Genomic DNA, 24,616 nt, shown 5'->3' on the forward strand with positions numbered 1-24,616 from the left:
GAGACGTGGAAGCGGGAGAGTGTCATGCAGCTTTCCGGTGTCATCAACCGGTTCGGCTGGGGCGAGCGCGGCTTGGATCTGCCGCAGGAGGCCTCGCGCGACTGGCTGGCCGCCCAGCTCCAGGGGCCGGATGAGGCCCGTTTCACGGGGGTTGGCGATACCGCCGACGGCCTGATTGCCCTGCGTACGCAGCGGCAGGAGAAGCTTCAGGGCGATCCGCTGCTCAAGCCGATTCTTCGGGCCGAGATTGCGACCCAGCTGGACGGCCTGCTGATGACCGGGCAGCCGTTTCGCGAGCGGCTGGCGTGGTTCTGGTTCAACCATTTCACCGTCAGCCTGCGCCAGGGCAGCACGCGCGGCGTGGTGGGCGCCTATATGCGCGAGGCGATCCGCCCGCATGTGACCGGGCGTTTCGAGGACATGCTGCTGGCCGTCATGCGGCATCCGGCCATGCTGATGTATCTGGACAATGCGTCTTCCATCGGGCCGGACAGTCCGGCCGGGCGGAAGAGCCACAAGGGCCTGAACGAGAACCTGGCCCGTGAATGCCTGGAGTTGCATACGGTCTCGCCCGCCGCCGGTTATACCCAGGCCGATGTGACGGCGTTCGCCGCCATCCTGACCGGCTGGGGCATCGACATGCATGCCGACAGGCCGGGCTTCGTCTTTCGCGGCAAGGCGCATGAACCCGGTGCGAAAACCCTGATGGGGCAGGTGTTTCCCGAAGGCGAGGAAGGCGGCGTGCAGGCGCTGCATGTCCTGGGCACGCATCCGGCGACCTATCGCCACATCGCGACCCAACTGGTCGGCCATTTCATCTCCGACACGCCGGCACCGCGCGATGTCGCCCGCATCGTGTCGGTCCTGCGGGCCAGCGGGGGCGATCTGGGCGCGGCATCGCTGGCGCTGGCCGACCTGCCCGATGCCGGCCGGCCCGGCGGCAAGTTCCGCGCGCCGATGGATTATGCCACCGCGGTCATGCGCGCCCTGTCGCTGGGCGGTGCGCCAAGCGGCCCGGACGACCCGCATGCCCCGGCGCATAGTCTGCTCGATGCCTTCGCGAAGCTGGGCCAGCCGCTGTGGACGGCGCCGCTGCCGAACGGATGGAGCGACCGGGCGGCGGACTGGTCCGCCCCGGCCGACATGCTGGCGCGCACCGACTGGGCCTGGCGCATGGCGGCGCATGTCCGTTCGGGCGATCCGCTGGATATCGCCCATGCCGCGCTGGGGCCGGCCCTGCGCCGGCCGACCGTGCTGGCGATGCGTCAGGCGGGATCGCGGCAGGATGCGCTGACCCTGCTGTTCTCCTCCCCCGAATTCCAGAGGCGCTGACCATGATGCTCCGTCGCCGTTCCGCCCTGCTGGGGCTTGCCGCAAGCTGGACCTGCGGGCGGGCCTCCCTGGCCCTCGCCGGTTCGGGCGGCGGCCCGGACGATCCGCGTCTCGTCGTGATCATCCTGCGCGGGGCGCTCGACGGGCTTGCCGCCGTCACGCCCTATGGCGACCCCGATATCGCGACGCATCGGCGGGATCTTCTGCTGCCCCAGCCGGGGCGGGAGGGGGGATTGCTGGACCTGGGCGGCTTCTACGGGCTGCACCCCGCGCTGGCGGGAATGCACGATCTGTATGGCGCGGGGCAGATGCTGCCGATCCACGCGGTGGCCGGGCATTATCGCAGCCGGTCGCATTTCGAGGCCCAGGATTACCTTGAAAGCGGCGCGGACCGGCGGCTGGACAGCGGGTGGCTGAACCGCGCCGTTGCCGCCCTGCCGGGGCGCGGCCGCCGCCCGGACGGCTACGGGCTGGCCATGGGCCTGTCCGTGCCGCTGATGCTGCGCGGGCCCGCGCCTGTCGGCACCTTCGCCCCGGCCGGCAGCCAGCATCCGGACCCGGCACTCTACAGCCAGATCGCGGCGCTCAACGCGGCCGATCCTGTTACGGGGCCGGCCTTTCGTGACGGGCTGAGGGCGCGTGGCTTCTCCGATTCCGTCATGGAAGCGGCCGCGCCGGCTTCGGGCGACGGGCGCAAGCCGGATGCGTTTTCCGTCCTGTCCGCCACGGCGGGCCGCATGTTGACGGCCCCGAACGGCCCCCGTGTCGCGGCGCTGGAGATCGGCGGCTGGGATACCCATGCCGGTCAGGCCGGTCGCCTCAAGGGGCCTCTGAGCCAGCTCGATCGCGGCGTGCAGGCGTTGCGCGGGGCGCTGGGGGCGGACTGGAGCCGGACGGTCGTGCTGGCCATGACCGAATTCGGGCGGACCGTGCGCATGAACGGTACCGGCGGCACGGATCATGGCACGGCAACCGTCGCTCTGCTCATGGGCGGGGCCGTCGCCGGGGGGCGGGTCGGCGGCACGTGGCCCGGCCTGCGGCAGGATCAGCTTTTCGAAAACCGGGACCTGGCGCCCACGACCGACCTGCGTGCCGTCGCGGCCGGGGTGCTGTGCGACCATCTGGGCGTGCCCGGCGGCGCGCTGGCGCGGATCTTTCCGGGGACGAGGGGCGAGAGGATGCATGGGCTGGTGCGGGTCGCCTAGGAATTGTTTTTTCATCGTGACGGAATGATAAGGACGGTATGATCGGTCTCGCCGACATGTATTGCTTCCAACTCTTCCTTCCGATGCACAGGTCTTCCACCCATGTCCCTGATGGTGCCGCCTCCGCCGCCGAGCAAACGCAAGGCGTGGACATACCAGCCGGCTGCGGCGCCGTCGTTGGTCGATCTGCTGGCCGGCGGCGAGGCCCGTCGGCGTTTCCTGCGCTACTGGGTGCGGGATAATCGTGGAAATATCTTTGACCTGACGTTCTTTTTTACATTCAGGCTGGTCCCGGCCACGTTATGTTCGCATTTTGGCGGGTGGCTGGGGCGTGTGCTGGTCCCGCGGGCCTATGCCGTCCCCCTGCAGCGTGCGCGTGCCAATCTTGAAACGCTCTTTCCCGACCATGCGCCGGATGCCATCGCGGACATGGTGGATGCCTATGTGGACTCGCAGGGGCGGCAGATGGTCGAATATTCCGCGGTGCCGCGCCTGGCCCGCAGGTCGGGCGGCGTGCGTCGCGTCGGTGTGGATCATTTAAAAACATGCCTGGATGTGCCGGTCATTTTCATGGGGCTGCATCTCAGCAACTGGGAAGTGCTGATGCAGTGCCTGACCGATCTGGGATTGAAGGTCTCGCTCAATTACGATCCGCCGCGCAGTCGGGCCCGGCACTGGATCGTGCGGCATGTACGCACGCGTGCGGGAATCGCGCTCCTGCCGCCCGGGCGCCAGGCCGTGCGGCCCGCCCTGCGGGTGCTGGAAGAAAGCGGGCAGCTTCTGGTGTTCTGCGACGAAGGGTTCAACGGCCAGATTCGGGCGCCGTTCCTGGGCCGGCCCGCCAATCTGCAAACCAATTATGCCCTGGTGGCGCGCCTGGCCCGCCGCACGGGCGCGCGGATCTGCCCGGTTTATCTGACGCGGGAAGCGGGGGTGCGGTTCACCCTGACGATTCTGGAACCTTTCGCGCTGGATGACGCGGCGTCATCCCTGCTGGACGATGTCGAGCACCTGAACGGGATTGTGGAACCGCTTGTACGCATGCATGCACCGCAATGGTATTTTGTCGATAATCGCCTCGTATCCTGACGATCCGGTTGCCTGCTCCCGCCGCCAGTGCATGTCCGGACAGGTTCTAAAACGATCAAATTCTCATGGATTTGACCGGGTGGAGCCTGTCGTTCCAAAGAATTCGCGTAATACGATCCTTGTATGACTTCCTCAAGGGGAGGACGAGGCGCGGATGGATGTTATGAGGAATTTTGATAAAAATACACTATTACTTTTTCGAAATGTGACGGAAATCGGGAAATTCGCCTCATTTATTGACATCTCTGGCAGGTTGTGAATAAATGCTCGGTCTCCGATAGAGGTGTCAGGGGCTTTTTGATGCGCGCACGGTTCCTGCAGCCGGTCGAGATTGTGGAACATGTTTCCGACAACGTCCTGGAACCGGTACATGCCGCGTATTATGCCGGTCCTCCGGGGAAATATCTGAATCTGCTGCTGCAGGCCCGGCAGGATTTTCTCTCGATATGGCGCGTCGGCGATTATCGGGAAAAGGTGTCGCAGATCCGTATCCTCGGACGACAGATCGTCCTGGTGAATGCGCCCGAGGTGATTCGCGACATCCTGGTGAAACGGCGCGACAATTACGAGCGCAAGAGCCCCCAGATGCGCCGCGCGCTGGAGTATCTGCTGGGCGACGGGTTGTTCATTTCCGACGGCCCGACCTGGCGGCAGCGGCGCGCCCTGGTCTCGGACATCGTGCACAAGGACCGTGTTCCCGCCTTCAGCCCCATCATCGAGCGGACCGCCCTGGAAATGGCGCGGCGCTGGCAGCAGATCCCCGATCGGACCACCATCGACATCCTGCCCGAAATGGCGGCGCTGACGGCGGAGATCATCTCGCGCAGTGTGTTCGGCCAGGAACTGGGTCATGCGGACACGGCCGAAGTGTCTGAAAGCTTCACGCAATATCAGGCGCTGGTGGACTCGACCAATCCCGGATATTTCCTGGGGCTGGACGAGGGGCTGCCGATGATGCGCACGCCGGCCCTGCGGCGCGCGGTGCGGCGCCTGCATCATGTGATCGACCGGATCGTCGAGGATCATCTGGCCGGCCGGGGCAGCCATAATTCGATGATGGAACTGCTGATCCGGCGCCAGAAGCGCAACCCCGAGCTGGGGCTGAACGCGGTGGCCCTGCGGAACGAGGCCGCCACCATCTTCATGGCCGGGCACGAGACCACGGCGGCGACGCTGACCTGGGTATGGTATCTGCTGGCGCGCGCGCCGTGGGTGGAACGGGCGGTGCATGAGGAAATCGCCGCCGTGTGCGGCGACCGTGCCCCGACGGTGGAAGACCTGCCGCGCCTGCGCTGGTGCCAGGCGGTGATTGAGGAAACGCTGCGGCTTTATCCCCCGGTGCCGATCCTGGCCCGCCAGAATCGCGATGCGGACCAGATCGGCGATATCGCCGTCCGCCCCAGTTCGCTGATCCTGATCGTGCCATGGCTGCTGCATCGGACCGAAAGCCTGTTCGAGGCCCCGCACGAATTCCGGCCGGAACGCTTCATGGACGGGGGCCGGCCCGAACCCTACAGCTACATCCCCTTCGCCAGCGGCCCGCGCGTCTGCCCGGGCCAGCATTTCGGCATGACCGAGGCCATTCTCTGCCTGGCCATCCTGGCGCAGCGGTTCCGCATCGTCCTGCCGCCGGACCAGAAGATCGTGCCGCAATGCCGGCTGACGCTGCGGCCGCGCGATGGCCTGCCCGGGATGCTGGTCCACCGGCAGCGCGGTCCCGCAAGCGACACCGTGACTTCCCCGCCCGCGCGGGAAAGAGAGATGGCGGCTGTCGGCTGTCCTTACTCCGCCTGACCGGCGGCCGGACGGCGTTATCGGTTCCATGGGAGCCGTATTCATTGATGTTCTGACCTGGGACAGGTCAGCGACGCCGCGCCTGCCGCCATCCGTGCAATCATCATCGACGGCGCATGTCCCTGCCGCGCGCGGTGGGGGGCTTTCAAGGTAGCCTCTTAACCTCAGGTTATGAGAGATGGTTGTTTTTGATTGTTGACGGTCAATATTATTGAATCGTAACATTGCAGTAATCTAACAAAGTCTATTCAGACAAATAGTTGACGCGGCATGGCTCATCCGGCGCCGGGCGGTCGGATCGGGCCGGAGGAGTGCCGTGTCGGCATGTTGCGCATCTGGCAGGAGAAGACGAAATGACTGTTCGGCGGTGGTCGACGCAGGGCCCGCGTATCAGGGCCGGGTTGCTTCGCACAACGGCGATCGCGGGCCTTGCGGTGGTTTCGGTCGTTTCCTCGGCGGGCGCCGAGGTCGTGAGGCCTGCGCATAAGCTGCATGCGAAGAAGGCGCATCCCGGCACGGCGGCACAGCCTGCCACGTCCATTGCCATGCGGCCTGCTGCCGTGCAGCATCCCCGCCGTGCCGCGCCGGTTCATGACGACCCGGAAGCGATCCAGGTCGAGGCATCGCGCGTCCGCAGCCACGGCGCCGAGGTTGCCGTCACGCGTGCGGTGATGGATCGCTTCGTTGCCGGCACGAACCCGATGCAGATTCTCTCCCTGACGACACCGGGGGCCAATTTCGCTTCGACCGATGCCTTCGGCCTGGATACGTACGGCAATACGTTCTACGTGCGCGGCTTTACCCAGATGCAGATCGGCGCGACGCTGGACGGCATTCCGCTCGGCACCCAGGGCTTCGCCAATAACAACGGCGTGTCGATTACCCAGGCAATGATCCAGGACGATCTGGCGGGCATGACGATGTCGCAGGGGGCCGGCGCGCTGGATTCGTTCTCGGCGCAGAATCTCGGCGGCGCGATGACCTACACGACCTCCGACCCCAAGGACAAGGCCGGCGGCAAGATCAGCCAGACATTCGGCAGCTACAATGCCTATCGCACCTATGGGCGCGTGGACAGCGGCATATTGAACCCGACCGGCACCAAATTCTATGCCTCCTTCGCCCGCACCAATACGAATCTGTGGAAAGGGCAGGGCTATCAAAGCGAATTGCAGGCCGATGCCAAGGTCGTGCAGCCGGTCGGCGACCGGGGCAGGATAACCGCCTTCTTCGGCTACGGTAATTTCACGCAGGGAAATTACCTGACCATGACGAAGAACATGTGGCAGAAGATGGGCCGCTATTCGACCTATCTGAAGCCGGATTACGAAAAGGCCAAGCTCTGGGCCTATTATGCGCAATATACCAGTGATGTCCCGCCGGGCTACGAGGGTATCCTGTCCAATGACGAGATCGGCGATTATGCCTGGGATGCTTCCCAGGTGCAGCGTACCTATCTCTCGGCGGTCACGGGACATTTCGACCTGTTCAAGAATGTCGCCTCCGACACGGTCGCCTATGGCGATATCAGCAGCGCCATCCATGGCGGCACCAATAATTTCGTGACCTCGCCCAGCTACGGGGTGCCCGCCCTGCTGGCCGACGGCACGGTCTCGGGCGTGCCGATGGCCTTGCAGATGGCCCATGCCGCCATGCGCCGCCTGGGCTTCACGCAGAAATTCTCGATCGAGGCGCCGCACAACAACCATATCGATACCGGCCTGTGGTACGAGAACAACCAGTGGATCTATAACCAGCGCCTGTATGAGGATTATCTGCACGACGCGCATAACTGGAACTCGGACTTCAAGCCCAGCCAGGCCCATACGTGGTATGACGATACGTACAACACCAATACGTTCCAGTTCTTCCTGCAGGATCGCTGGACGATCATCCCCGGCATGACCCTGCTGGCCGGGTTCAAATCCCTGACCCAGACGACCCATGGCGGCACGAAGAAGGATTTCACCAGCCAGCTCGATGCCGAAGGCTGGAACACCTATTATCGTCATGCCGCAACCGGAACGCTGACCGCGTCGTCGGCCTTCCTGCCCCATTTCAACTTCGATTACCATTTTCTCGATCATCACGAATTCTACTGGGATATCGCCGAGAATATGCGCGCCTACGATTATTACTCGCAGTCGGGGAGCGGAACGGCGTGGGGCGGCCTGGGAAATGCCAGGCTGACCGCCCAGCAGGTCTTCGATGCGAATACGAAGGTGCTGCGGCCGGAACGGACATGGAACTATATCGTCGGATACCGGTATGATTCGCGCATCTTCTCGGGAACGGTCGATTTCTATCATACCGATTACTACAACCGCCTGGCCTCCATCACCGAAGGCAGTTCCGCGACGGCGCACAGCGCGTATCTGAATGTCGGGCGGGAGACCATGAACGGGGCGGATGTCATGGCGACGGTCCGCCCTGTGCGGGGGCTGGAAATCACCAACAGCTTCAGTTGGAACGACGCGCAATATCAAAGCCGTTCCATCAATTATGGCGGCACGACATACAGCCTGAAGGGCAAGCACCAGGTCTATTATCCGAAGTTCATGTACAAGGCGAACCTGAACTATACCTGGCGCCAGGTGATGTTCAATTTCAACGCGAATTATATCAGCTCGCGCCCAATGACCTATCTCAATGACCAGTCCATCCCGGCCTACTGGGTGACGAACCTCAACCTGGCCTATAATTTCGGCCGGATCGGCTTCGCGCAGAATCTCAAGGCCACCCTGGGGGTCACCAACCTGTTCGACAAGAATTACATCGGCGGTGTCTATGGCGCGGCGTCGGTTTCGGGCGATGACAATGCCAATCTGTTCGTCGCGGCGCCGCGCGAATATTATGGCACCATCTCGGCTGAATTCTGATGCCGGTCGCAGGCCGGGCCCGCATGGCCCGGCCTTCTGTCCCAGCCTGCGCCCGAGGATGAGCGTCGCGTGAGAAAGATCCTGCTGCTTTCGGCCTGTCTTGCCATCCTGCCATGGGCGGCCATGGCGGGGGAGCCTTCCGCCCCCGGCGGCGGTATCGCCCCCGACATGCCGGACCATTTCCAGGTGGAGGATGCCAGCTTCGATCATGTCCGTCGGGATGTGATGATTCCCATGCGGGACGGTGCGAAGCTGCATACGGTCATCATCATTCCCAAGGGGGCCCATGGTGCGCCGATCCTGCTGACGCGCACCCCCTATAATGCCGACCACATGGTCGCCTTCGCTTCCAGCGGCAATATGGGGCCGATGCTGGAAGGCTATGACAACATGCCGGATGTGATCGCCGATGGCGGGTATATCCGCGTCATCCAGGATGTGCGGGGCAAATACGGGTCGGAGGGGCGGTATGTGATGAACCGCCCGCTGCGCGGCCCGCTGAACGGTACCTCGGTCGACCATGCCACCGACACCTGGGACACCATCGAATGGCTGGTGCATAACCTGCCTGAAAGCAACGGCAAGGTCGGCATCATCGGCGTATCCTATGACGGCTATACCGCCATCACGGCGCTGTTCCATCCGCATCCGGCGCTGAAGGTCTCGGTGCCGATGAATCCGATGGTCGATGGCTGGATGGGCGACGACTGGTTCCATAACGGCGCGTTCCGCGAGGAAATGCTGCCCTATATCTACGAACAGGACGGCACGCCGAAGAATACGGCCCCATGGTGGGCGAGCCAGTACGATTCCTATGACGTCTTCCTGCGGGCGGGGTCGGCCGGGGCGGCGGGCCGCGTGCGCGGCATGGACCAGATCGGCTTCTTCCGCCAGATCCTGGCCCATCCGGCCTATGACGATTGGTGGCAGCAACAGGCGCTGGACCGGCTGCTGCCGCGCGAGGGGCTGACGGTGCCGACGCTGCTGGTCCATAGCCTGTGGGACCAGGAGGATAATTACGGCGCCATTGCCCTCTATTATGCGTTGGAAAAAGATCCGGCGGCGGCGTCGCGCCTCTGGCTGGCCGTCGGCCCGTGGAACCATGGCGGCGAGATCCGCGAGGCCAGCACGCTGGGGCCGGTCAAGCTGCGGTCCGACACCGGCCTGTATTTTCGCAGGAATATTCTGGAACCGTTCCTGGCCCATTACCTCAAGGATGGCAGCGTCCCGCTGCCCGCGCGCGTCACGGCGTTCCGTACCGGTGACAATATATGGGAGAACGCGGACGCGTTGCCGCCACGGGGCTGCGCTTCGGGCTGTACCACGCTGCATCTCGAACCCGGCCAGGGGCTCGGCGCGCAGGCGCCGGGCGTCGATGCGGGGGTTGCGCGCTATGTGTCCGACCCCGATCATCCGGTGCCCTATGTGGCGCGCCCCATCGTCTCGAAGGGGCGTCCGGGCTCGAACTGGCGGGACTGGCTGGCGACCGACCAGCGCAACATGGCCGCGCGCCCCGACGTACTGAGCTTTACCTCGCCGGTGCTGACGGCGCCGTTCGTCGTCCGTGGCCAGCCGCATATGCATCTGACGGCCACCACCACGGGCACCGACGGCGATTTCGTCGTGAAGCTGATCGACGTCTATCCGGATGAAGTGGCCGATCAGCCCGAAATGGGCGGGTATCAGCTCATGATCAGCGCGGACATCCTGCGCGGCCGCTATCGCGAGAGTTTCGCGCAGCCGCATCCCATTCCGGCCAATGTCGCGCAGGCCTATGACATGGTGCTGCCGCTGGCGAACCATACGTTCCTGCCGGGGCATCGGATCATGATCCAGATCCAGTCAAGCTGGTTCCCGCTCTATGACCGCAATCCGCAGACCTATGTGGAGAATATCTTCCTCGCCCCGAAGGAGGCCTATCGTCCGGCCACGGTCAGCGTCGATCTCGCCCGGAGCTGGCTGGAGGTTCACGGGGCCCCGGTGAAGGGGCCCTGATCGTTCGCTGTCTGGGGGGCGCTTTTTCTCTCTTGTGCATCCGGTACCGCTTCGCGCAGATTTCGTGCCTGCGGGTTCGCGGCGAAGGATTATGGCATGAACAGGCGGTTCCTCGCCCCCGGTGATCCGGCTCCGTGGTTCACCCAGCGCTGCACCACGCCGTCGGGCCGGTACAGTTTCGACATGGCGGCCGGTCGTTACAACCTGCTCTATTTCTTTCCATCCGCCGCCGGTGCCGATATCGGCGAACGCCTGGTACATCTGGCCGGCGATCCTGTCTTCGACGGGGTACGCTGCCAGCTCTTCGGCGTCAGCGCCGATTCGGACGACGAGCTGTCGGGGCGGCGGCGCGCGCCGCCGCCGGGGGTACGGCATTTCCTGGATGCGGACCGGCTGGTCGCCGGCTATTATGGCGTGCCGGCCGGGGGCAGGAGTCTGGTGCTGGTGGACCCCATGCTGCGAATCGCCGCGATCGCGGACGATGAACCCTCCTCGATCAGGCAGGTCTTGTCCTTCCTGCGGCACCTCCCGGACGCCCTGGCCGTGCAACGGCAGGTACCGACGCCCGCCCTGATGCTGCCCGACGTGCTGGAGCCCGCGCTCTGCGAGATGCTCATCCGCTATTTCCATGCGCAGGCCAGCGTGCAGTCGGCCATCTTTACCGAGCAGGAACCGGGGCGCTCCCTGCCTGTGACGGATATCGGCTTCAAGAGCCGGCGGGACTGCGTGCTGCGCGATCCGGCGCTGGTCGCCCAGCTTCAGCATCGTGTCATACATCGTATCGTTCCAGAAATATCAAAATATTTCCAGTTCCAGGTCACGCGCATGGAACGCATGATCGTGGCCTGTTATGACGCCGCCGATCATGGGTGCTTCGGCCCGCACCGTGACAATACGGTTACGGCCACGGCCCATCGCCGCTTCGCCGTCTCGATCAATCTCAATGACGATTTCGAGGGGGGCGGGCTGAGCTTTCCGGAAATCGGTCCGGCGCGATATACAGCCCCCCTGGGCGGGGCGATCGTGTTTTCCTGCTCGGTCCTTCATGCGGTCGCCCCTGTGACGCGGGGCCGCCGCTATGCCTGCCTTCCCTTTCTCCACGACGCGCCGGGGGCTGCGAGGGCCTGACGCACCCGGCCTTCACTCACCCATAATGATGCAAATTTGCAACAGGATTCGGTCAAGGCGATCGACCATGAGAATGGCAGTTGCTTGCGAAAGCTGGCTGCTGATACGAGCTTGACGGAGTGGTCAGGTTTTCCGGAATTATTGTGGATTTTCGATGATTTCGGGGATTTTGTTTGCTTCTTCCCTTCATGATAAGAAAAAGGCCGTCCTGTACATGGTCACACGTCTTCGCCTGAGTGTTCTTCTTGCCAGTACTGCCGTCGCCGGTCTGACCGGTGTGGCGGCGCGCGCCCAGACGACCAGCGTTGCCCCCAGCACCACGGCAACGGCGTCGACGCCTGCCGCTTCGGCGGCCACGCCGGTCCAGGGCGAAGCGAAGACGGAGGTCGTCAACGTGACCGGCCGCACCGCGCTGACCCGTTCGCCCGGCGCAGGCCTGATGCGGGTGGAAAAGGACCCCAAGGCGATCCAGACCATCACGCGCGACTTCATCTCGAAACAGTCGCCGACCACGAACATCCAGCAGATCCTGAAGATGCTGCCCAGCGCCAACGTGATGGATCAGGATTCCTTCGGCCTGTATTCCGGATCGACGATGGTGCGCGGCCTCGACCAGACCAATATCGGCTGGACGCTGGACGGCATGCCGCTGAACGATATCGGCGGCGGGCAGTTCTATTCGAACGAGGTGCTGGAGGCCGAGGATCTGGAGACGGTTTCGCTGCTGCCCGGTTCGGTCAATCTCGACAGCCCGATCGTCAGCGGTGCCGGCGGCCTGGTCGAGGCGACGATGAGCAATCCTTCGCACAAGATGGGTGGCCTGCTCGATATCTCGTTCGGTTCGTTCGACATGACGCGCCAGTTCCTGAAGCTGAATTCAGGCGATATCGGCAATAGCGGCGTGCGGTTCATGTTCGCCTTCAGCCATACCAAGGCCAACAATTATCGCGGCCCCGGCCTGTCGGAGAAATTCCATTACGACTTCAAGCTCGTGAAGGATTTCGAGAATGGAAGCCATACCGGGCTGACCGTTTCCTACAACGACCAGGTCAACGATTCGTTCCTGAACCCCAGCCTGTCGCAATATCGCACGACCGGCTACAGCACGAACTACGATGCCAATTACGGCGGCGTGAAGGATGCCAACTATTACAGGCTGCACGTCAATCCGTTCCGCAACGTCGTTGCCATCCTGCCGAGCCATATCGTCGTCAATTCGCGCCTGTCGATCGACGACAGCGCCTATTTCTGGCACGGGATCGGTAACGGCACCGGCGCCTCGACGCTGACCGAGGGCAAGACCTATTATGGCGGCGCCTATGTGCCGATCGACCTGACCGGTGACGGGCGGGTGACGAACGGCGCCACCTATCTGGCGCTGACGCCGTCGAACCAGGAGCAGTTCCGCCCCGGTAATACGATCAAGGTCAATTACCAGCTCGGCAGCCATCATCACCTGACCGCCGGCTGGTGGTATGAATATGCCAACCTGCTGCAATATTCGCCCGTCGGCAGGGTCAATCAGGCAACCGGCGAGCCGTACAATATCTGGGGTACCAATGCCCTGGTCAAAATGCCGAACGGCCAGCCCTACAATTATCGCGACTTCCTGAGCCTGTCGCAGGTCAACATGCTGTTCATCGGCGACAGCATGGATTATTTCGATCGCAAGCTGCATATCGACCTGGGCTTCAAGGAAGCCATGGTGACGCGGCGGGTCTATAACTACGTCACCGGTCCCGGCGGCATCTATAACCGCAACCTGCATGTGGCCGAGCCGCTGCCGCAGATCGGCATTGCGTGGAACTTCAACCGCCACCATCAGATTTTCGTGGATGGCGCGACCAACTTCAAGGTGCCGTCGAACACCTCGCTCGTTGACTATTACTCCAACACGTCGGCGGCGCAGACCCAGCGCGGCGGGGCTTCGGTGCCGCAATATTCGATCTCCGAGGAAATCGGCTATCGCTACAACGGCGATACGGTTATCGGCAGCGTTTCGTTCTTCAACTACAACATGACCAACCGCCTGCTGACCCTGACCCAGTATAATTCAGCGGGTGGGGCCAGCTACAGCCAGACCGTCAATGCCGGTGGCCAGACGTCGCGCGGCGTCGATGTGCAGGTGTCGACGCGTCCGATCCTGTATCATCTGCGTCCCTATGCCTCGTTCGAGTATCTGAGCGCACGGATCGACAACAATATCGGGACGACGGGCGTTCGCAATGGCGTCACGATCGCCGATTACCTGCCTACGAAGGGCAAGAATCAGATCAACAGCCCGAAAGTGATGGCGGCCCTCGGCCTGGATTATGACGACGGGCGCCTGTTCGTGGGGGCACAGATCAAATATGTCGGCAAGCAGTACGCCACGCTGATGAACGACAGTTCGATCCCGAACTACATCACCGATGCCGTCAATATCGGCTATCGTTTCGGCAGCCTCGGGTTCCTGAAGTCGCCGCAGATCCAGCTCAACATGACCAACCTGACCAATGCGAAGTTCCGCAGCGGTGTCTACACGTTCCAGAACACGCTCAATGGGGTGACGGGCGTGAGGGGCAGCACCATTACCGGTGCGCAGCCTGTCTATTACCTCCAGACGCCTTTCACGGCGGTCGTGACGGTCTCGACCGGCTTCTGATCCATGCGGCGCCCTTCGGGGCGCCGTTCAGGGAAACCGGAATTCTGAAAAAGCCTTTCAGCGAACGGGTTCGTTGAAAGGCTTTTTCATGTCCGAGAGGCGTGGAAACGCGTCGTCCGGCCGGTGATCGTGCCAGGACAGGACGATGACTGGCGTCATCAATGCCAGACATTCCGTGAAGAACAGGCCCATCATGATCCGCCGGGCGAGGTCGAGCCCGTCGACAGGGGCGAAGGACGAGGGATAGGGCATCGCGTCATCCTGCTCGTCCTGCGCCATGATGATATCTCCCTTTATTTTCCCGTGCCGCCGACCGTCAGGCCGGTCATCTTCAGGGTCGGCTGGCCGACGCCGACCGGCACGCCCTGTCCGCTTTTACCGCAGGTGCCGATGCCGGGGTCCAGGGCCATGTCGCCGCCGATCATCGATATCTTGGCCATCGCGTCGGCGCCGTTGCCGATGAGGGTGGCGCCGCGCACCGGGGTGGTCACGCGGCCGTCCTCGATCAGATAGGCTTCCGAGGCCGCGAAGACGAACTTGCCGGAGGTAATGTCCACCTGGCCGCCGCCGAAATTGACGGCGTACAATCCGCGTCTGGTGGAGCGGATCATCTCCTCGGTGGTGGCGTTGCCGCCCAGCATGATGGTGTTGGTCATGCGCGGCATCGGCGCATGGGCGTAGGACTGGCGCCGCCCGTTGCCGGTGGGGCGCACGCCCATCAGCCGCGCGTTCATCCGGTCCTGCAGATAGCCGGTCAGGATGCCGTCCTCGATCAGCACCGTGCGGCCGGAGGGCGTGCCCTCGTCATCGACCGTCAGGCTGCCGCGCCGCTCGGGCAGGGTGCCGTCATCGACCACCGTCACGCCGGGGGCGGCCACGCGCTGGCCCATCAGCCCGGCGAAGGCGGAGGTGCCCTTGCGGTTGAAATCGCCTTCCAGCCCATGGCCCACGGCCTCGTGCAGCAGGATGCCCGGCCAGCCGGCGCCCAGCACCACTTCCATCTCGCCGGCCGGGGCGGGCACGGCATCGAGATTGACCAGGGCCATGCGCAGGGCTTCGTCTACCGCGCCCTTCCACACCGCTTCGTCGAGCAGGCGGGTATAGGCATAGCGCCCGCCCATGCCGTGGCCGCCGCTTTCGCGCCGTCCGTCGCGCTCCACCACCACCGACACGTTCAGCCGCACCAGCGGGCGCAGGTCGGCGACGCGGGTGCCGTCGCCCCGGACGATCTGCACCGCCTGCCATTCTGCCGCCAGGGAGGCCGAAACCTGCACCACGCGCGGATCGCGACCGCGGGCGTAGGTGTCCAGCGCCGACAGGAGGGCGGCGCGCGACGCGAAATCGGTGTCGCCCAGAGGGTTGGCGTCGCCATACAGGCGCTGGTTGGTGGCCTGCGGGGCCGCCGCCATGGTGCCGGAGCGGCCGGCGCGCACCTGCGTCACCGTGTCGGCGGCACGTTTCAGGGCGGATTCGCTCAGCTCGTCGGAATGGGCGAAGCCGGTTTCCTCGCCCAGGATCGCGCGCAGGCCGAAGCCCGACGAGGTGTCGAAGGTGGCGGTGCGGATCACCCCGTCATCCAGCGAGATGAATTCGCTCTCGCGATATTCCAGGAACAGTTCGCCGTCATCCATGCCGTCCAGCGTGCGGCGCACCAGCGCCTCGGTCGCCGACCGGTCGAGCGTGGCGCCCGCGCGGTCGAAGAACAGCCGGTCGGTCGCCGTCAGCGGATTCAGGATCTGGTCGGTCAAGGTCATCGGGGGCGGACTCCGGACGGTGCGCGGGAACGGGAGGGCAGGGTGGGTGGTGCCCTGCCGGAATTCATAATCGTATTCCGATGTGGGGCGAAAGCGTGCGCTTGACCAGTGCCGCCATCGTCCGTCCGTGGGATGAACTTCACGCCATCCGGGTCGTTTTTCTTATGCGCCCTCGGCACCGCAGGGCATTCTGTCCTGCCAACATGCTGACCGAACGAGGATTTCCCGACTGGTGACGCTTCATCTTCCGGTGCGACGCGCCGTCCGGCCCGGTCGCGGTTCCGCCATGCCCCGCCGCCGCCGCGCGATGTCGCGCGGGGGGATGCTGCTGGCCGCCTGGCTGGCGCTGCCGGTCATGCAGCCTGCGTCGGCGGAGCCCGTCGCGGAACCCGTCATGGCGCCCGCGCCCGCATCGGCGCCCGCGACGCTGCCTGTTATCGCGCCGGCCGCCGGCCTTCTGCCGCCCTCGATCGCGTTGGACGGGCTGTTCGCCGCTATTTCCGCCGCCCATATCTTCGCCGATGCCAAGACGGCGGCCGATGCCGTGCCCGACCGCGCGCCGGGCGACCTGCTGGCGGCGTATGAGCAGGCGAAGGCGCAATCGGGGTTCGACCTCAACAGTTTCGTGGCTCAGCATTTCTTGGTGCCGCAGCAGCGCCTGGTCTCCTATCGCCGGCATCAGGACGAAAGCGTGCGCGAGTATATCGACGGGATGTGGGATGTGCTGAGCCGGCCGCCGGACCGGCCGCCTGCCTATTCGTCGCTGCTGCCGCTGCCGGAGTCCTATGTCGTGCCCGGCGGGCGGTTCCGCGAGCTTTATTACTGGGATTCCTATTTCACGCTGATCGGGCTGTCGGAAAGTGGGCGGTTCGACCTGCTGCGCGGGACGGTGCGTGACATCGCCTCGCTGATCGACGGCTACGGGCACATGCCCAATGGCAGCCGCACCTATTATCTCAGCCGGTCCGAGCCGCCATTCTTCGCGCTGATGGTCGACCTGCTGGCGCGACATGACGGGCCGGGCGCCTACACGAACTTCCTGCCGCAGCTACAGCGCGAATATGATTATTGGATGGAGGGGGCCGACGGGCTGGCGCCCGGTACCGCCCATCGCCGCGTGGTGCGCCTGGCGGACGGAACGGTGATGAACCGTTACTGGGACGACCGGGATACGCCGCGCGACGAGAGCTATCCGCAGGATATCGCCACGGCCGCGGCGTCCGACCGGCCCGCCGCCGAGATCTATCGCAACCTGCGTGCCGGGGCGGAAAGCGGGTGGGATTATTCCTCGCGCTGGCTGGCCGACGGCCATACGCTGACCACGATCCATACCACCGACCTGCTGCCGGTGGATCTGAACAGCCTGATCGCGCATCTGCAGCAGACGCTGGCCCATGCCTATGGCCTGCGGGGGGACCAGGCGCAGGCGCAGCGCTACGCCCAACTGGCGACCGAGCGGATCGCCGCCATCCGGCGCGTATTGTGGGACCCGGCCCAGGGCGCGTTCTTCGATTACGATTGGAAAAAGCAGGCGCTGTCGCCGGTTCTGTCGGTGGCGACGATGGTGCCGCTGTTCCTGGAGGCCGCGACGCCCGAGCAGGCGCGCATGGTGGCGGCGACGGCGCGGGCCCGGCTGTTGCGCGCGGGCGGGCTGGTGACGACCGAGCAGGCCACCGGCCAGCAATGGGATGCGCCGAACGGCTGGGCGCCGGAGGAATGGATGGCCATCATGGGGCTGGCCCGCTACGGGCAGGACGATCTGGCGCGGGAGATCGCCGCCCGGTGGACGGCGCGGGTGGTCACGACCTACCAGAAATCGGGCGTGCTGCTGGAGAAATACGACGTGGTGGACCCGTCGGTCAGCCCGATGGGTGGTGCGGGAGGCGGCGAATATCCGATGCAGATCGGCTTTGGCTGGACCAACGGCACGCTGCTGGGTCTGATGAACCGCTATCCTGCCATCGTTCCTCCCTCGGTGCCGGTGCCCAATGCGCCGCCGCCCAGCGTTGCGTCATCCAACGCCCCGCCTTCAGCGCATGACTGAAAATGCGGGCTGGAACGTGGGCGGGGCTTGGGGAGCCTGGGCGGAAATGTGGGCTGGCGAGCGAGAGCGGCCCAAAGGGCCGCGCCCGTCGTGTGTTTTTGAGCATCGGAGCGGAGTGGCCTTGATGGCCATGAGCACCGGAGCGCAGGCAACGCGCGTCGGATCGCCGCCAGCGCGCATTTACGCCCAGGCTCTCAGACGCGGCCGACGCCGCGTAGGCGGTGCAGCGCCACGATGGCGACGGTCAGCAGGACGGCGCCCCAGGTCTGGTGCATGGTGCCGGCCCAGGCGGGCACGACCAGCAGCAGGGTGGTGACGCCCAGCGCGTACTGGATCAGCACCGCCCAGCCCAGGAGCATCAGGATATCCTGCGCCTTCTTGCCCAGTTGCGGCGTGCGCAGGCCGCTCAGCACGGTGCCGCCGATGACCAGCGCGGTCACCGTCGCCAGCAGCCGGTGGTCGAACTGGACGGCGGGAATGTTGGCGAACCAGTTCATCCAGAACGGCGACAGCTTGGCATAGCCCTGCGGGATCAGGTGCCCTTCCATCAGCGGGAAGGTGTTGTAGGCGAAGCCCGCATGCGTGCCGGCGGTGAAGCCGCCGGCGATGATGGTGAGGCCGATCAGGAACGTGGCGCACCAGACCAGGCGCTTGGTCCGCACCACCGCGACGGTGGCGGGAATGAAGGGGGCGACCGGCGTGCGGACCGACAGCGCCGTCCACAGGATCGCGATATAGAGGGCGAAGGCGCAGCTCAGATGCAGCACCAGCCGCACCGGCTCCACCGCCGTGCTGTTCTGGTCGAAGCCCGAGGCGACCATGAACCAGCCCACCGCCCCTTGCAGCCCGCCCAGCACGAAGAACAGCAGCAGCCGCGCGATCAGGCCGCGTGTCAGCGCGCCCGTCACCGCGAACCAGATCAGCGGCACCAGCAGCACCAGCCCGATCAGCCGGCCCCAGAACCGGTGGGTCCATTCCGCCCAGAAGATCTGCTGGAACCCGGCCAGCCCGAACCCGTCATGCAGGATCTTGTATTGCGGGATGGTCTGGTACAGCGCGAACTGGCGCTCCCATTCCGCATGGGACAGCGGGGGGATCATGCCCGTCACCGGCCGCCAGTCCATGATCGACAGGCCCGAGCCCGTCAGGCGGGTATAGCCGCCCAGCGCGATCATGCCGATCAGCATGAAGCAGATGACGAACAGCCAGGTGGAGATGCGCTGCCGGTTGCGGGGCGAGAGGGACGAGGCCCTGTCGCGGCGGGCGGCGGATTGCGGGATGGTGTGTGCGGACATGAGGTGGATTTAGACCCGCCTTGCCGCCGGTCGCAAGCCGATGCTAGTGCATGGCCCATGCGTTGCCCGCCTGGGCGCGGCGCCTCCCGTCACGCCATGAATGATTCCAGCATCGGACCTGACGCCGTGGCCTCTTTCCTTCCCTGTCCTGACCGGCGCCCTGCGTGACCGATCGCCTCGTTGCCCCGTCTTCCCGTGCCGACGGGCTGGCCGTGCTGGTGCGGCCGGCGCTGATGGTGGCCGCCTGCGTGGCGGTGGGGCTGGCCCTGCGCTACGCGCCCGGTCTGCGGGGTGTGCTGGGCGATACCGCGCTGCTGCGCGACGGCATGGGCGGGCGGCTGGTCTTTCTGCTGGCGGGTTCGGCGATCTGTGCCGTGGGGCTGCCGCGCCAACTGGTCTGTTTTGCCGCCGGCGTGTCCTATGGCACGGCCGAGGGCATCGTGCTGGCCAGCCTTGCCACGCTGGCGGGGGCGGTCAGCGGGTTCGGCTGGGCGCGCGGGGTGGGGCGGGCCAGCGTGCGGCGGCGACTGGCCGGGCGCCTGGCCCGGCTGGACGGGTTTGTCACGGCGCATCCCTTCACCGCCATCTTGACCATCCGCCTGCTGCCCGTGGGCTCGGCCCTGATGCTCAACCTGCTGGCCGGGGTTTCGGGGGCTGGATTCGTGCCGTTCGTGCTGGCGACGCTGCTGGGCAGCCTGCCGCAGACGGTGGTGTTCGTGCTGCTGGGCGGTGGGGCGCGGATCGGCCATGGCTGGCAGGTGGCGCTGGCGGCGGTGCTCTTCGCCGGGGCCGGCGCGCTGGGCCTGTGGCTGGCGCGGCGCATGGCGTCGCGGGACAATGCCCCGGAGGTGCCGTGAAGGTGCCATTTTGTAGCCCTGTTCCGCCCGTCTGATCCGGGGACACGGGCCGCCTTGCCGGGGGCTGTTGCGCGTATGCACAGCGTCCGGCGAAATGCAGCCTTACAGTATTTATATGATGAAAAACGGTGACACGCTGAGATAGTAGGTCCCGACGATCTCTATATGGAGTGCCGCTGATGGCGCCATCCGCGATAGCCGCGAGATCCGACGATGCCCCTGCCACCGCCTCCGCTTCCCGGCCCATGAACTGGATCGCCATCCTGCTTGGGTTTCTGACGGCTGTGGGGCCGGTATCGACGGATATCTACCTTCCCGCCTTCCCGGCGCTGGAAGCGTCGCTGCACGCCCCGGCGGGCTCGGCGGAAATGACCCTGGCGATCTGGTTCGTCGGCCTGGCGATCGGGCAGATCACGATGGGGCCGCTGTCCGACCGGTTCGGGCGGCGCATGCCCATGCTGCTCGGCACGCTGATCTATACGCTGGCCTCGGTCGGCTGCGCCATGGCGGGCGATATCTGGACCTTTTCCAGCTTTCGCCTGCTGGCGTCGCTGGGGGCGTCGGCCAGCCTGGTGATTCCCAGCGCCTGCGTGCGCGACATCTCCTACGGCAACGAGGCCGCGCGCCTGATGTCGCGGCTGGTGCTGGTCATGGGGGTGGTGCCGGTGCTGGCGCCGACGCTCGGCGGCTTCGTGCTGTCCTTCACCTCCTGGCGGTCGATCTTCTGGGCCTCGGCGGCCTATGGGCTGATCTGTACCGTGCTGGTGGCGCGGGTGCTGCCCGAAACCCTGCCGGAGCGCGAGCGCAGCATCCTCTCCCCGCTTGCGCTGGCCACCCGTTATGTGACGCTGGCGCGCGACCGGGGGTTCATCACCAATGCCATGATTGCCGGATTCGGTGCTTTCATGTCGTTCACCTACCTGTCGGCGGCGCCTTCGGTCTTCATCCATCTTTTCGGCTTCACGCCGGCCGGGTTCGGCATGCTGTTCGGGGTGTTCGCCGCCTGCATGATCGGGGCCTCGCAGCTCAATGGCGTGCTGGTGGGGCGGATCGATGCCGGGCGGATTCTCGGCATGTCGGTGGGTACCGCCGTGCTGGGCACGGTGGGGATGCTGGTGGTGTCGGTCGTCATGGCGTTTGCGATCCGGGGTGGGGCGGTGCCGCACGGGATCGCCCTGGTGCCGCTGATCCTGGCGATGATGGTCGCGCTGGGCACGACCGGCATCATCGGGCCGAATGCGGCCGTGGGGGCGATGGCCGACCATCCGCGCCAGGCGGGCAGCGCCTCGGCCTTCATCGGCACGCTGCAATATGTGCTGGGTGCCCTCGCCGGCGCCTTTGTCGGCATGCTGCCGCGCACCACGCCGGTGCCGATGGCGGGCGTGATGCTGATGGGGGCCGTCATCATGCTGCTGATGGTCCTGCTGCGGCCCGCGCGCCCGGCGGCCGAGACAGCCGAGGCAGTCCATATGGATGGAGAGGCACCGGGCGCCCCGCCCCTGATCCATTGATGCCGGCTGCCGCCGGGCTTGCGGGCGATGGCGGCGGCGGGCTAGCTACAGCATGGCGGTTTTTCCGGCCCGGACGACAGGTCCTGGCCGGCTTTCGCCATGGAATTCGGTTTATTACGGGATGGATTTGGATACGGACATGACGACCGCCACGATGGACCTGAAGCAGCACATTCGCGGCATTCCGGATTTTCCGAAGCCGGGTATCCTGTTTTACGATATCTCCACCCTGATGCGGAACGCGGATGCGTGGCAGGTGGCGATGGGGCGGGTGACGCATGCGGTCGCCCCCTGGGCGCCGGACATGCTGGCCGCCATCGAATCCCGCGGGTTCCTGACCGCCGCCCCGCTGGCCAGCCGGCTGGGCTGCGGCCTGGTGATGCTGCGCAAGCCGGGCAAGCTGCCGGGCGAGACGGTCTCGCATTCCTACGAGCTGGAATATGGCAGCGACACGCTGCACATCCAGGCCGACGCCATCGTGCCCGGCCAGCGGGTGGTGGTGATGGACGACCTGCTGGCGACCGGCGGCACGCTCGCGGCCTCGGTCGCGCTGCTGCGCAAGGTCGGCGCGAATGTCGTGGGGGCCTCGGTGCTGGTGGAACTGACCGCGCTGGGCGGGCGGGCGCGGCTGGATGTGCCGGTCAAGGCCCTGGTCTCGTACGACGAATGACGCTGTCCCCGGCCGCTTCGGCGGCCGGGGGAATGCGGTTTCGTGACCTCTGTTATTCGGTTCCCTGTACTGTCGGCGGATGGCGTGGTGATCTAATGGTGATTTAAGAGAGGACGTGAAACCGTCGTCCGGCGGCGGGCGCAGTGCGGAGCATGGATGCCGGGATGAATAGTCGCGAGCCGTCGCTGACCCCTGATCTGGCCCGGCTGCGCGATCTCTGGTCCCAGCTCTGGTCGGGGGTTCCCCGCCGGCAGGACCGTCTGCGCTGGCTCTTCGCCCCCGACCTGCTGACATTCGGCTATGCGGTGCGGACCACGATCACCTCGCTGATCGCCCTGGGCATCGCGCTGTGGTGGGAACTGGGCAGCCCCCAATGGGCGGCCCTGACGGTGTGGATGGTCGCGCAGGGCACGCGCGGCAAGAGCGTGGCCAAGGCGCGCTGGCATCTGTTCGGCATGGTCGTCGGCACGATCTTCGCCGTGGCGCTGGTGGCGGCCTGCCCGCAGCAGCCGCTGCTGTTCATCCTGCTGCTGGCGGTCGGGATCGGGTTGTTCTGCTTCGTGGGCACGCTGCTGCCGGGGCCGGCGACCATGACCAACTATCGCATCCACGGGATGCGGGCCAGCGGCTTCACCTATGCCATCATCGCCCTGGACGGCATTGCCGACCCGGAACATATCTTCCAGATCGCCATGGCGCGCGCGACCTATATTGTGCTGGGCATCGTGCTGGAAAGCTCGGTCTCCTCGCTGTTCCAGTTCCGGCTGGGCGAGCGGGCGCGCGACCGGCTGTCGCACAATTTCCTGACCGCCATCGACGGCGCCGCCCGCGCGCTGTCGGACCTGCTGGGGGGCGACGGGCAGGCCCTGACACGCGCGCGGGGCGTGTTTTCGACCATCACCACGTTGAGCGACCAGATCGAGTTCGCCGAGGTGGAACTGGGCCGCCATCACGGGCATGAGGGCGACCATGCCCGCGCCGCGCTGGCGCGCGTGGCGGTGCTGCTGTCACGCGGGCTGGACCTGTCGGCGCTGCTGCACATGCCCGGCCATGTGGAGGGCGATGTCTTCGGCACGACGGCCGCATCCGTGCGGACGTTCCTGCTGGCCCTGCCCGCGCGGCTGCAGGCCGGCGATATCCAGCCCAGCCTGCTGCAACTGGCGGGATTGCGCGCCACCTGCCGCCAGGCGATCGCGGATTCGCTGGGTGAGGAGATGGGCAGCGACAGCCGGGCCCCGGCGAGCGAGGACGAGGCGCGCGGCCTGCAATGGCAGCGTATGCTGCATCACGCGCTGGATGCGATGCTGGAGGATCTGGAAGGGGCGATCACCCAGTTCGAGGCCAGCCTGCACCCCCTGCCGCACGATCATTTCCATTATCGCATCAAGACGTTCCGCGACTGGCGGCTGGCGGGCGCCAACAGCCTGCGTGCGTCGATCACGATCTTCGGTGCCGGGGTGATCTGGATTGCCACCGGCTGGTCGGTCGGGCTGCTGTTCCTGATGTTCGTCTCGATCGTGTGCAGCCTGTTCTCGACGCTGGAGAAGCCGGCGCTGGCGACGCAGGCCTTCCTGACCGGGGCGCTGTGGGCGGTGGGGGTATCGGCGGTGCTGGTGCTGTGGACGCTGGCGACGCCGTCGACGTTCGAAGTCCTGGCCCTGTGCCTCAGCCTGCCGATGCTGGCGGGCGGGCTGGCGTTCGCCTATCCGACCATCATCCTGGCCGCCGTGTCCTATAATCTGTTCCTGCCCATTCTCGTCGGCCCGGACAATCAGGGGCGGCTGGACGAAGTCACCTTCTTCAATACCGCCATGCCGCTGGTCCTGGCGCTGTGGTACGCGATGTGGTCGTTCCGGCTGGTGCTGCCCAACGATACCAATGCCATGCGCTGGCAGATGCGCAGCGAGATCCTGAAGGGGCTGCGGCATGTGGCGCGGGCGCCCAGCCTGCCGACCACCATCTTCGTGGTCGAACGGAACGTGGACCGTTTCGTGCGCCTGCTGACCAATGCCGGCGAGACGCCGGAGCCGGTGATCGACGCCTATCTGCAAGGCACGCTCTCGGCGATGACGATCGGTCTGAACATCATCCGCCTGCGCCGCATCCTGGCGCGCAACCTGCTACCGGTCGCTGCTACCCAGGTGATCGAGGCCATGATGGGCCGCATGGAGCAGTTCAGCGGCCGCTATGGCGGCCATTACGGTCGCACCGCGCGCGCGGCCAAGCTGGCCAGCCAGCGGATCGCAGCCCAGGCCGGGCACGAAGACAATCTGGGCGTGCGGATGGAAATGGACCGCGCCCTGGCCAGCCTGAACGTGATTTCCTACGAGCTGGACACCAACCGAATGTTCTTCGACGCGTCGAGTCCGTATCTGGATACCGCTTTCGGCTGATCAGGAGGGCGATTCGTCGAGGGATC

16 protein-coding genes are annotated in these 24,616 nt (G+C 65.5%); 13 read left to right on the forward strand and 3 right to left on the reverse strand.

Annotated features, from left to right (window positions below):
- The first annotated feature begins 24 nt into the window (after positions 1 to 24).
- The 8 genes from HLH29_RS04135 (at position 25) to HLH29_RS04170 (ending at position 14,066) form a co-directional block, all read left to right on the forward strand.
- Positions 25 to 1,332 carry a DUF1800 domain-containing protein gene (locus HLH29_RS04135; protein WP_182964754.1) on the forward strand — a complete coding sequence of 436 codons (1,308 nt, stop codon included), beginning with the start codon at positions 25 to 27 and terminating at the stop codon, positions 1,330 to 1,332.
- A 2-nt stretch (positions 1,333 to 1,334) separates the two neighbouring features.
- Positions 1,335 to 2,537: a DUF1501 domain-containing protein gene (locus HLH29_RS04140; RefSeq protein WP_182964755.1), complete on the forward strand. Its 1,203-nt coding sequence runs from the start codon at positions 1,335 to 1,337 to the stop codon at positions 2,535 to 2,537.
- Positions 2,538 to 2,639: 102 nt separating this feature from the next.
- Entirely contained in the window at positions 2,640 to 3,626 is a 987-nt protein-coding gene (locus HLH29_RS04145) for a lysophospholipid acyltransferase family protein (protein WP_220791362.1), read from the forward strand.
- 300 nt (positions 3,627 to 3,926) lie between these two features.
- Positions 3,927 to 5,420 (forward strand): cytochrome P450, encoded by a 1,494-nt coding sequence (locus tag HLH29_RS04150; protein WP_182964756.1) that lies wholly within the window; start codon positions 3,927 to 3,929, stop codon positions 5,418 to 5,420.
- 353 nt (positions 5,421 to 5,773) lie between these two features.
- On the forward strand, positions 5,774 to 8,299 hold the full coding sequence (locus HLH29_RS04155) for a TonB-dependent receptor domain-containing protein (RefSeq protein WP_182964757.1): 2,526 nt from the start codon (positions 5,774 to 5,776) through the stop codon (positions 8,297 to 8,299).
- Positions 8,300 to 8,422: 123 nt separating this feature from the next.
- Positions 8,423 to 10,294, forward strand: coding sequence for a CocE/NonD family hydrolase (locus tag HLH29_RS04160; protein ID WP_182964871.1), 1,872 nt, complete (start codon positions 8,423 to 8,425; stop codon positions 10,292 to 10,294).
- 96 nt (positions 10,295 to 10,390) lie between these two features.
- Positions 10,391 to 11,422, forward strand: coding sequence for a 2OG-Fe(II) oxygenase (locus tag HLH29_RS04165; RefSeq protein ID WP_182964758.1), 1,032 nt, complete (start codon positions 10,391 to 10,393; stop codon positions 11,420 to 11,422).
- Positions 11,423 to 11,636: 214 nt separating this feature from the next.
- Positions 11,637 to 14,066, forward strand: coding sequence for a TonB-dependent receptor (locus tag HLH29_RS04170; RefSeq protein ID WP_182964759.1), 2,430 nt, complete (start codon positions 11,637 to 11,639; stop codon positions 14,064 to 14,066).
- A gap of 57 nt (positions 14,067 to 14,123) precedes the next feature.
- Here the strand turns inward: HLH29_RS04170 and HLH29_RS04175 are convergent, their stop codons facing one another.
- Entirely contained in the window at positions 14,124 to 14,345 is a 222-nt protein-coding gene (locus tag HLH29_RS04175; RefSeq protein WP_182964760.1) for a hypothetical protein, read from the reverse strand.
- Positions 14,346 to 14,359: 14 nt separating this feature from the next.
- Entirely contained in the window at positions 14,360 to 15,820 is a 1,461-nt protein-coding gene (tldD, locus tag HLH29_RS04180; protein ID WP_182964761.1) for a metalloprotease TldD, read from the reverse strand.
- A gap of 232 nt (positions 15,821 to 16,052) precedes the next feature.
- Here tldD and treA point away from each other — a divergent pair, with 232 nt between their 5' ends.
- The gene (gene treA / locus HLH29_RS04185) at positions 16,053 to 17,864 is read left to right on the forward strand and encodes an alpha,alpha-trehalase TreA (RefSeq protein ID WP_408871941.1); all 1,812 of its coding nucleotides are present in this window, start codon (positions 16,053 to 16,055) and stop codon (positions 17,862 to 17,864) included.
- 194 nt (positions 17,865 to 18,058) lie between these two features.
- Here the strand turns inward: treA and HLH29_RS04190 are convergent, their stop codons facing one another.
- Complete coding sequence (locus tag HLH29_RS04190; protein WP_182964762.1) at positions 18,059 to 19,159, reverse strand: COX15/CtaA family protein; 1,101 nt, start codon at positions 19,157 to 19,159, stop codon at positions 18,059 to 18,061.
- Positions 19,160 to 19,323: 164 nt separating this feature from the next.
- On the opposite strand from HLH29_RS04190, the gene HLH29_RS04195 reads away from it, so the two are divergent.
- From HLH29_RS04195 to HLH29_RS04210, 4 genes are all read left to right on the forward strand, one after another.
- Positions 19,324 to 20,016: a TVP38/TMEM64 family protein gene (locus HLH29_RS04195; RefSeq protein WP_338030172.1), complete on the forward strand. Its 693-nt coding sequence runs from the start codon at positions 19,324 to 19,326 to the stop codon at positions 20,014 to 20,016.
- A gap of 179 nt (positions 20,017 to 20,195) precedes the next feature.
- On the forward strand, positions 20,196 to 21,527 hold the full coding sequence (locus HLH29_RS04200) for a multidrug effflux MFS transporter (RefSeq protein WP_182964763.1): 1,332 nt from the start codon (positions 20,196 to 20,198) through the stop codon (positions 21,525 to 21,527).
- Positions 21,528 to 21,666: 139 nt separating this feature from the next.
- Positions 21,667 to 22,197, forward strand: a complete 531-nt coding sequence (locus tag HLH29_RS04205; RefSeq protein WP_182964764.1) for an adenine phosphoribosyltransferase — start codon at positions 21,667 to 21,669, stop codon at positions 22,195 to 22,197.
- Positions 22,198 to 22,361: 164 nt separating this feature from the next.
- Positions 22,362 to 24,590 carry an FUSC family protein gene (locus HLH29_RS04210; RefSeq protein ID WP_182964765.1) on the forward strand — a complete coding sequence of 743 codons (2,229 nt, stop codon included), beginning with the start codon at positions 22,362 to 22,364 and terminating at the stop codon, positions 24,588 to 24,590.
- Positions 24,591 to 24,616 lie beyond the last annotated feature (26 nt).

Origin of the sequence: Gluconacetobacter tumulicola (assembly GCF_014174215.1) — a bacterium.
Taxonomy (GTDB): domain Bacteria; phylum Pseudomonadota; class Alphaproteobacteria; order Acetobacterales; family Acetobacteraceae; genus Gluconacetobacter; species Gluconacetobacter tumulicola.